The 9145-nt window shown below is 58.5% G+C and carries 9 protein-coding genes; 7 read left to right on the top strand and 2 right to left on the bottom strand.

Annotation, left to right across the window (positions count from 1 at the left end; genetic code table 11):
- Together V6M61_RS01810 and V6M61_RS01805 are read right to left on the bottom strand one after the other, a co-directional pair.
- A partial coding sequence (locus V6M61_RS01810) for an ExeA family protein (protein ID WP_332774845.1) occupies positions 1-427 on the bottom strand: 427 nt, incomplete at its 3' end.
- Between the two features lie 38 nt (positions 428-465).
- Positions 466-1815 carry a Gfo/Idh/MocA family oxidoreductase gene (locus tag V6M61_RS01805; protein WP_332774844.1) on the bottom strand — a complete coding sequence of 450 codons (1350 nt, stop codon included), beginning with the start codon at positions 1813-1815 and terminating at the stop codon, positions 466-468.
- 175 nt (positions 1816-1990) lie between these two features.
- On the opposite strand from V6M61_RS01805, the gene V6M61_RS01800 reads away from it, so the two are divergent.
- From V6M61_RS01800 to V6M61_RS01770, 7 genes are all read left to right on the top strand, one after another.
- Positions 1991-2641: a TetR/AcrR family transcriptional regulator gene (locus V6M61_RS01800; protein ID WP_332774843.1), complete on the top strand. Its 651-nt coding sequence runs from the start codon at positions 1991-1993 to the stop codon at positions 2639-2641.
- A 98-nt stretch (positions 2642-2739) separates the two neighbouring features.
- Positions 2740-4008 (top strand): ABC transporter substrate-binding protein, encoded by a 1269-nt coding sequence (locus V6M61_RS01795; protein WP_332774842.1) that lies wholly within the window; start codon positions 2740-2742, stop codon positions 4006-4008.
- 203 nt (positions 4009-4211) lie between these two features.
- On the top strand, positions 4212-5063 hold the full coding sequence (locus V6M61_RS01790; RefSeq protein ID WP_332774841.1) for a carbohydrate ABC transporter permease: 852 nt from the start codon (positions 4212-4214) through the stop codon (positions 5061-5063).
- Positions 5044-5934, top strand: coding sequence for a carbohydrate ABC transporter permease (locus V6M61_RS01785; RefSeq protein ID WP_332774840.1), 891 nt, complete (start codon positions 5044-5046; stop codon positions 5932-5934). The genes V6M61_RS01790 and V6M61_RS01785 overlap by 20 nt, the downstream gene beginning before the upstream one ends.
- Positions 5931-6962, top strand: coding sequence for a Gfo/Idh/MocA family protein (locus V6M61_RS01780; RefSeq protein WP_332774839.1), 1032 nt, complete (start codon positions 5931-5933; stop codon positions 6960-6962). Before V6M61_RS01785 ends, V6M61_RS01780 begins: the two co-directional genes overlap by 4 nt.
- Entirely contained in the window at positions 6959-8062 is a 1104-nt protein-coding gene (locus V6M61_RS01775; protein ID WP_332774838.1) for a Gfo/Idh/MocA family protein, read from the top strand. Before V6M61_RS01780 ends, V6M61_RS01775 begins: the two co-directional genes overlap by 4 nt.
- Positions 8055-9140 carry an ABC transporter ATP-binding protein gene (locus tag V6M61_RS01770; RefSeq protein WP_332774837.1) on the top strand — a complete coding sequence of 362 codons (1086 nt, stop codon included), beginning with the start codon at positions 8055-8057 and terminating at the stop codon, positions 9138-9140. The genes V6M61_RS01775 and V6M61_RS01770 overlap by 8 nt, the downstream gene beginning before the upstream one ends.
- The last annotated feature ends 5 nt before the right edge of the window (positions 9141-9145 follow it).

The following is a 9145-nucleotide window of genomic DNA, read 5'->3' as shown; positions in this document are numbered from 1 at the left end:
CCTCGGCAGACAGGTTCTGCGCCTCGTCAATGATCAGCACGTTGTTCTGCCCGGCGGCATGGGCCTGCAGCAGGAAGGTGTTGAGCGGATCGAGGTAATCCTTGACCGTGAGCGGCAGCAGCTCTTTTTGCGGCACCGTGACGTGGAACTCGTCGCAGATCGACTGCAGCAGCTCGGTTACCGTGAGCTTGGGATTGAAGATGTAGGCGACATTGCAGTGGGCAGGGATCTGCTCCAGAAAGCAGCGGCACACCGTGGTCTTGCCGGTGCCGATCTCGCCGGTCAGCAGCACAAAGCCACCTCCGCCGCCCAGTCCGTACAGCAGGTGCGCCAGCGCTTCGCGATGCCGGTCGCTCATAAACAGCAGGCGCGGGTCCGGAGCGAGCGAAAACGGCGCCTGTGTCAGGCCGAAAAATGGCATGCACATGGGGGACAAGGGTACCGCACCGCGGTCCAGGTACTCCGTCAGACGAGGTCCGACAACTTCAATGCATCAGGCTTGAGCGACACCACGTCGCTGATATTGATCGGCTGGTTGTGTTTAATGGATTGCACACCGGCAATGCCGATGGCGATGGAAGCCGCCCCCTGTTCATGGCCGGCCGTGCGGCCCCAAACGTCTGGCGCCTGTGCAGACCCATAAAAATGGGCGTTCAGAATTTCGTCTGCACCACCATGGGCCGCCCGAATCTCAGGCATGGGAACCACATAGCTGCTTTTAAAATGGGGGAACACGCGGATCCATTCGCCTTCGGCTTCCGCCCCCGGCTTTTCCTCAATCTTCCAGTTTTTGGGGCTAACGGCCCGGTTCATGTGGGTGCCAATGAACTCATGGTATTCAATGCGGCCACGGTCACCATTGAAGGTCACACGCATGCCCTCACGCGGGCTGTAACAAACCAGCGAATAGGTCAGAATCTGGCCCGTGCGGTACCGAACGTTGAGAGACATCTGGTCCGGGATGGAAATCCCTTCGCGGAAGACGTTTTGATCGCGCAGGTAACCCGAGTCGGCCTCGCCCGCCAGATAGAGTTTGCGAAACGATTCACTTTCCGTGAGATCGAGACAAAACGGGTCGTCTTTGGCTTCCGGCACACCGGTGTAGCGTGCGTAACGCGTCAGTTTTTCGTCGCCGCGGGCAATCGCGTTCTGCTTGCCATAAAAAACCAGATCGCCGTAAGCGAATACCTGTTGCGGGATGGCATCCAGCCACCAGTTCACCAGATCAAAGTGGTGCGTGCTTTTGTGAACCAGCAAGGAGCCGGAGTTTTCGACGTGCGCGTGCCAGCGCCGAAAGTAGTCCGCGCCGTGGTTGGTATCGAGCAGGTACTCCAGATTGACAGAGTGGATTTTTCCAATGGTGCCGCTGGCAATGAGCTCCTTGACCTTGGTGCGGAACGGTGCCCAGCGGTAGTTGAAAGCGACGCGCACCTGGCGTCCGGTCGCTTGGACGGCATCCAGAATCGCACGACATTTCTCCGCGTCCGTGGTCATCGGCTTTTCAGTGATGACATCACAGCCCGCATGCAGGGCGCGCACGATGAAATCGTGGTGCGTGGAGTCTTTCGTACAGACAAAAACTTCGTCGGGTTTTTGCTCACGCAGCATATCTTCAAATCGGTCGGCGGTGTAGGCGGGAACGGCGTGGTAACCCAGGTCCCCCTCCAGCAACTCGTTGTAATACGCCATGCGAGCGGCGCTCAGGTCGCAGAGGCCAACCAGCTCATTCTGGTCGGCATAAGTGGTCACCAGAGGCTCAATGAAACTCAGTGCACGTCCGCCGGTACCGACGAACGCATGACGCTTTTTACTCATAAGGATGGGAGCGTGTTCTGAAACAACGCTGTTTCAATGGGTTGATAAACCCTTCCGGCACTGCAAAACAAGGCGAATCGGAGGGACTTTTTGCGCGTTCAAATCATATCTTATTTCACCAAATAGTGAATAATAGACTCTAGATAGCTCCAACAACGACATTACTTTCAATCCCATGACCACTTCTACAACCACAATTATCGAACCCCGCTCACGTGATGCCGACCGCTCCCAGCTGGCAATCCTGGCCGCCGCCCGGGACGAGTTCGCCCGCTATGGCCTGGCAGGCGCACGAGTAGATCGGATTGCAGAAAATGCCAAGCTCAACAAGCGCTTGATCTACTACTACTTCACCAGCAAGGACGACCTGTTTCTGGCCGTTCTGGAAGGCGCCTATGCAGACATCCGCGAGGCTGAAAAACAGCTGCATCTGACCGATCTGGAGCCAGCCCAGGCGATCCGCCGCCTGACCGAGTTCACCTGGGATTACTACATCGCACACCCTGAATTCATCACCCTGCTCAACAGCGAAAACCTGCACCAGGCCAAGCACCTGACCAAGTCAGAACGCATTCGGGAAATGAACTCACCCTTGATTCAGACGCTCGGCAACATCCTGGAGCGAGGCCGCTCCGAGGGCATCTTCAGGGGCGGTATTGACCCGGTCCAGCTCTATATCTCCATCGCCAGTCTGGCCTACTTTTTTCTCTCGAACAACTACACCCTGTCGGCAGTCTTCGACCGCAACCTCATGACCGCCAAGGCGCACAGCGAGCGGCTCTCGCATACCTGCGACGTCATCCTAGGGTATGTACTGAGAGGTTGAGACCCAACACCTATTTACAAAACAAAAAATGCATTTCTATAATTCACCCATCAGTTAATTAGCGGCGCATCCAAATGTTTTAAAAGGAAATAGCGACCATGAAACTCTTCACTCGTCGTCAATTCGTTACCACGGCCGGTGCAGCCACAGCGACGCTCAGCCTTAGCCCTGCCCTGAGCCTGGCACAGGCTGCAGCGCGTCTGCGCTGCTTCTGGTGGGGCAACCCTGACCGCGATCGACGCACCAAGGCAATGCTGGACGCTTACTCAAAGAAGTCCGGCACGCAGATTGCGGCCGAGTCTTTGGGCTGGGGTGACTACTGGACCAAGCTTGGTACCCAGACTGCCGGCGGCAATGCGCCCGACCTGATCCAGATGGACTACCGCTATTTGTTTGAATATGCCCGCCGCGAAACGCTGCTGCCGCTCGACAAGCTGCTGCCACTGCCGGATTTCAGTCCTCAGGAACGAGACGGTGGCAAGGTGGATGGCAAGCTGTATGGCGTCAGCCTGGGTTCCAATTCCAAAGCCATGGTGTATGACACCGGCATGCTGGAGAAGGTTGGCGTCAAGACGATGGACATGAACTGGACCTGGGACGACTTTGCAAAAATTGCAGGCGATATTTCGAAGATCAATCCCGGCAAGTACTGGGGCGCCAGCGACAACAGCCGCTGGGAGCAAGGCTTTGAACAGTGGCTCAACCAGCGCGGCAAGATGCTCTACACGGCGGATGGCAAGGCGGCCTTTACGCGTGACGACGTGGCGGCCTGGTTTGACTTGTGGGACAAGCTGCGCAAGGCGGGCGCGGTTCCCCCGGCCGAAGTGGGTGCCACCAACAACGGCAAAGTGGAAGAATACGAAATCACGCGCGGGCTGGCCGCCATGAGCTTTGTCAACTCCAACCAGATCGTGGCCTTCCAGGGCCTCAACAAAAACAAACTGGCGATCAGCGTGTTCCCGCGCACAAAAACCGGTACGTCAGGGCATTACATCAAGCCCTCGCAAATGATGAGCATCTCGTCCCGCTGCAAAGCACCGGAAGAAGCGGCCAGGATCATCCAGTTCATGGTCAACGACCCCGAGGGCGTCAGGATCCTGGGTATTGAGCGGGGTGTGCCCTGTTCGGTGGCGGCCCGCGCGGTGCTGACACCAGAACTCGATGCCCTGGGCAAGATGCAGGTGGATTTCATTGCGGCGCTGAGCAAGGTGGCGGTGGCCTTGCCACCGCCCCCGCCCAAAGGTGCCGGTGAGGTCGAAAACCTGTTGCGACGCGTTGCCGATTCGGTCGCTTTTGGCCGCGTCAGCATCAAGGATGCCGCACAACAATTCCACACTGAAGTGCAAGGCATCCTGGCCAGGGCCTGATCAGGCTGATCCCGTGGCAAGGGGTTCGGCGCACGCGCTGCTTACCCCTTGCCTATTCATCCTTGGCGCTACACGCGCCACATTTATTGATCCAGTATCAGGAAGGCGGCCGCGTGTCTGTCGTTGATGATAAGAATTCCCGACAACGGCGAGGCAGGTCCAGTGCAGCCTTTCGCCGTGACCTCGTGGGCTATGCGTTCCTGATGCCCTGGCTCATCGGATTCCTGTGTTTTTCGCTGGGCCCGGTTCTGGTCTCCCTGTATTTGTCCTTCACGAAGTTTGACCTGTTGCGCCCTGCGGTCTGGGTTGGCGCGGACAACTACGTCCGCATGCTCACGGTCGACCAGCGCTTTTACCAGTCCCTCAAGGTGACGTTCAGCTACATGCTGATGGAAGTGCCGCTCAAACTGGCGTTTGCCCTGGCGGTGGCCATGGTGCTGGACAAGGCAATTCGCGGCGGTGCGTTTTACCGGGCACTTTTTTACATCCCGTCATTGCTCGGTGGTTCAGTCGCCATTGCCGTGCTTTGGCGCCAGTTGTTCGAAGGAAACGGCACCTTCAATCAGGTCCTGCTGTGGGCCTTCAACTACAAGGGTCCAAGCTGGATTTCGAACCCGGACACCGCTATCTATACCCTTGTTTTGCTGGCCATCTGGCAATTTGGATCGCCCATGATCATTTTCCTGGCGGGTCTACGGCAAGTGCCGCAGGACTTGTATGAAGCAGCGTCGATGGATGGCGCCGGCGCGTTTCGCAAGTTCCACAAGATCACCCTGCCCATGCTGGCCCCTGTGATTTTCTTCAACATGGTGCTGCAGATCATTGAGGGATTCAAGGCCTTCACGCCGGCTTACGTGGTGTCAGGCGGCACCGGCGGCCCCATTGATTCCACGCTGTTCTACACGCTGTACCTTTACCAGGAAGCCTTCTCCTACTTCCGCATGGGTTACGCCTCGGCACTGGCCTGGGTACTGCTGATCATCATTGGCTTGTTCACCGGCATCAGTTTCCTCACCTCCAAATACTGGGTCTACTATGAAGACGAACCCCGCTAAGGTCACGGGCGCGGCCATCAGCCGCGGCCCCGGTCTTGTCCAGCTGCTCGCCGGCAGCGGGACCCGCCACGGCCTGTTAATCGCAGCCGCCTTTCTGATGCTCTACCCCTTGTTGTGGATGGCGGCCTCGTCGTTCAAGCCCGAGTCCATCATCTTCACGGATTTGTCCATCTGGCCACCGGCATTTGATTTTGGCAACTACGTCAAAGGCTGGACGGCGCTGCAGGAAAGTTTTACCGTTTTCTTCAAGAATTCGGTCATCGTTGCCGTGCTGGTGGTTATCGGCAACACCATTTCCTGCTCCATCACCGCCTACGCTTTTGCCCGGCTGGAGTTCCGCGGTCGGCGCATCTGGTTCGTGGTAATGCTGGGCACACTCATGCTGCCTTACCACGTGACGCTGATTCCCCAGTACGTGCTGTTTCTGAAGCTGGGCTGGATTGACACTTTTCTGCCTTTGATCGTGCCCAAGTTTTTGGCGGCAGATGCATTTTTCATCTTTCTGATGGTGCAGTTCTTCAGAGGCTTGCCGCGTGAGCTCGACGAAGCTGCGGTGCTGGATGGCTGTGGCCCCTGGCGCATTTACTGGAAGATCATCCTGCCGCTGTCGCTGCCGGTGCTGGCCACCACCGCGATTTTTTCATTCCTGTGGACGTGGAATGATTTCCTGGGCCCACTGGTTTACCTCAATGAGGCGGCAAACTACACCGTGCCACTGGCTCTGCGTTCCTTTGTGGACTCCACCGGCCAATCGGCGTGGGGGCAACTGTTCGCCATGTCCGTCCTGGCCATTCTTCCGATTTTCCTGTTTTTTCTTTTCTTTCAGCGTCTGATTATTGAAGGCGTTGCCCACTCTGGAATGAAACGATGACGCTCACACGCCAACCCAAGATCCGCTTTGCGGCCATTGGCCTGAACCATAGCCACATCTATGGCCAAACCCGCGCCATGCTGGATGCCGGCGCCGAACTGGTGTCTGTTTATGCGCAAGAGGACGACCTTGTCGCGGACTACATCAAGGCCTTTCCGCAAGCGCGCCGCGTGCTGGACAAACGCGCCATTCTGGAGGACACCACCCTCCAGCTCGTCGTCAGTGCCACCATCCCCGACGTGCGGGCCGCTACCGCCATGGAAGTCATGCGCCACGGCAAAGACGTCATGGTCGACAAGCCTGGTGTGATTACGCTGGAAGAACTGGCCGCGGTACGCCAGGTCCAGGCAGAAACCGGGCGGATTTTTTCGGTCTGCTTCTCGGAACGCTTCGAGAACCGGGCCACCGAAAAAGCCAGTCAGCTGGTGGCTGCGGGCGCCATCGGCAGAGTCGTGCAGACCATTGGCCTGGGGCCGCACGCCCTGCGCAACAACCCCCGCCCGGACTGGTTTTTCCAGCGCAAGCGATATGGCGGCATTCTGTGCGATATCGCCGCCCATCAGTGCGACCAGTTTCTGCATTTCACGGACTCGACCCGTGCCGAAGTAGTCGCATCCCACGTCGGCAACTTCGGCAATCCCGAAACGCCGGAACTGGAAGACTTCGGCGAAGTGCTGCTGCGGGGCAATGGTGGCACCGGTTTTGTCCGGGTGGACTGGTTCACCCCCAAAGGCCTGGGTACCTGGGGTGATGGCCGCTTGACCATTCTTGGCACGGAAGGCTACATCGAACTGCGCAAATACATTGATATTGGCGGACGCCCTGGTGGCGACCACCTGTTCCTGGTGGATGGAAAAGGCCTGCAACACATGGACTGCAAGGCCGGGGCCCTGCCTTTCGGCCCGCGCTTTGTCCACGACATCCTGAACCGCACCGAGACCGCCATGACTCAGGCGCACTGCTTCCTGGCAACCGAACTCGCCCTGAAAGCCGAAGCCTTGGCAAGCAACGTTGGAGCATTTAAATGACAAAAAAACTTCGTGTCGCAGTCGTCGGATTGGGTGTTGGCAAAGGCCATTTGGAGTCGTATGCCAAGGTCAGGGACCAGTTCGAGGTCAAGGCCGTTTGTGATCTGGACGAGGCCAAGGCGAGTGCCGCTGCCGCTGAATTCGGTGTCGCTTGGCACACCCCGCGCTTCAGTGACCTGCTGGCCAATTCAGAGATCGATATCGTTGACATCTGCACACCGCCGCATACGCACCGCATGCTGATTGAACAGGCACTGGCGACCGGTCTGCATGTGATCTGCGAGAAACCGCTGGTCGGTTCCCTGAATGATGCCGATGCGATTGCCATCGCCCAGAAAGCAGCCAGAGGAATCCTGTTTCCCATCTTTCAGTACCGCTTCGGCCATGGACTGCAAAAGCTCAAACACCTTCAGTCAAAAGGGTTTGCGCACACGCCCTACCTCACCACCATCGAGACCTCATGGCGGCGCGACGCCGACTATTACGAGGTGCAGTGGCGAGGCAAATGGGCGACCGAGCTGGGCGGCTGCTGCCTGACCCAGGCGTCGCACGCCCACGACATCCTCTCCTACGTCAATGGCCCGGTCAAATCCGTCTTTGCCCACCTTGCAACGCGCGTCAACGACATCGAAGTCGAAGACTGCGCGGCCATTTCCATCGGCATGGCCAACGGTTCGGTGGCCACACTGTCGGTCACCCTCGGGGCGGCGGAAGAAATGTCGCGTCTGCGTTTCATGTTCTCCGATCTGACCGTCGAAAGCCGCAGTCCGGAGCCCTACCGTCCTGGCAAGGATCCCTGGAATTTCAAGGGCAAGACGCCCGAAATCGATGCAGCCATCGCGGCGGCGCTGGCAGATTTCAAACCTGCACTGGAATCTTTTGAAGGCCAGTTCGCACTGATTCACGCCGCCATCACCAGCCAGGCGCCGACACCGGTGTCACTGCATGACGCACGGCAGTCGCTCGAGTTGATCACGGCCATCTACCACTCGGGAGAAACGGGCACCGTGGTCACGCTGCCCATTGCACCGGATCATCCGAAATACAAAAGCTGGACCCCATCCACAGGCCATTTTTCAAAGGTTGCAAGACATGGCTAATCTGTCACTTCGCGGTATCGTCAAGCAGTACGGCGCCGTCGAAATCATCCACGGTGTCGATCTGGACATCCAGCACGGTGAATTCGTGGTGTTTGTGGGCCCCTCGGGCTGCGGCAAATCGACCTTGCTGCGCATGATTGCGGGCCTGGAGGAAATCACCGACGGCGAGTTCTGTATTGACGGCGTGCGTGTCAACGAAGTGGCACCGGCCAAACGCGAGATCGCCATGGTCTTCCAGTCCTACGCCCTGTACCCCCACATGAGCGTGTATGACAACCTGGCCTTCGGCTTGCAAACGGCGGGCGAGAAAAAAGAGGTGATTGAGCGGCGCGTGCAGCACGCCGCCAGGATGCTGAAGATTGAAACCTACCTCCAGCGCAAACCCAAAGCCTTGTCCGGCGGACAGCGCCAGCGCGTGGCGATTGGCCGTGCGATTGTGCGCGAGCCCAAGCTCTTTCTGTTTGACGAGCCGCTGTCCAACCTGGATGCTGAACTGCGGGTGCAGATGCGGGTCGAACTGTCCAAGCTGCACGCCGATCTGGGCACCACCATGATTTACGTCACCCATGACCAGGTGGAAGCCATGACCATGGCCGACCGCATCGTGGTGCTGCGCGACGGCGTGATTGCGCAGGCGGGTTCCCCGCTGGAGTTATACAACCGCCCGGCCAACCGGTTCGTGGCGGGTTTCATCGGCAGCCCCAAGATGAATTTCCTGGACGGCGTCGTCGCCGGGCGCACGGCCAACAGCATCCAGGTTCGGCTCAACGGTGGCGAGACCGTCACCGTGCCGGCGGCAGCCCAGCAGCCTGCCGATGGCGCGTCGCTATGCGTGGGTATTCGTCCGGAACATGTGGAGCTGGCCGACGGTGGCCTGCCCATGCAGGTGTCCCTGACTGAGCAACTCGGCGGCAATACCGTGCTGTATGGCGCCTTGAGTGCCCAGCAGTCGATGGTGGTTCAGGTCGTGGGACAAAGCCTGATCAAGCGTGGCGATACCGTCCCTGTGCGATTGCCACAAGCCAGCTGCCATGGGTTCACTGCGGATGGCCTGTGCCTGGCCGCTGCGTCCCGCTGAATTCC

This window comes from Polaromonas sp. (genome assembly GCF_036676035.1).
Taxonomy (GTDB): Bacteria; Pseudomonadota; Gammaproteobacteria; order Burkholderiales; family Burkholderiaceae_C; genus Polaromonas.
Note: the sequence above shows the minus strand (reverse complement) of the source record. Positions and strands in the feature narration are given on the sequence as shown.

What these genes read in the sequence shown, in the direction of transcription:
- V6M61_RS01805 (WP_332774844.1), bottom strand. Translation starts at nt 1,815, where the DNA reads ATGAGTAAAAAGCGTCATGCGTTCGTCGGTACCGGCGGACGTGCACTG.
- V6M61_RS01800 (WP_332774843.1), top strand. Translation starts at nt 1,991, where the DNA reads ATGACCACTTCTACAACCACAATTATCGAACCCCGCTCACGTGATGCC.
- V6M61_RS01795 (WP_332774842.1), top strand. Translation starts at nt 2,740, where the DNA reads ATGAAACTCTTCACTCGTCGTCAATTCGTTACCACGGCCGGTGCAGCC.
- V6M61_RS01790 (WP_332774841.1), top strand. Translation starts at nt 4,212, where the DNA reads ATGCCCTGGCTCATCGGATTCCTGTGTTTTTCGCTGGGCCCGGTTCTG.
- V6M61_RS01785 (WP_332774840.1), top strand. Translation starts at nt 5,044, where the DNA reads ATGAAGACGAACCCCGCTAAGGTCACGGGCGCGGCCATCAGCCGCGGC.
- V6M61_RS01780 (WP_332774839.1), top strand. Translation starts at nt 5,931, where the DNA reads ATGACGCTCACACGCCAACCCAAGATCCGCTTTGCGGCCATTGGCCTG.
- V6M61_RS01775 (WP_332774838.1), top strand. Translation starts at nt 6,959, where the DNA reads ATGACAAAAAAACTTCGTGTCGCAGTCGTCGGATTGGGTGTTGGCAAA.
- V6M61_RS01770 (WP_332774837.1), top strand. Translation starts at nt 8,055, where the DNA reads ATGGCTAATCTGTCACTTCGCGGTATCGTCAAGCAGTACGGCGCCGTC.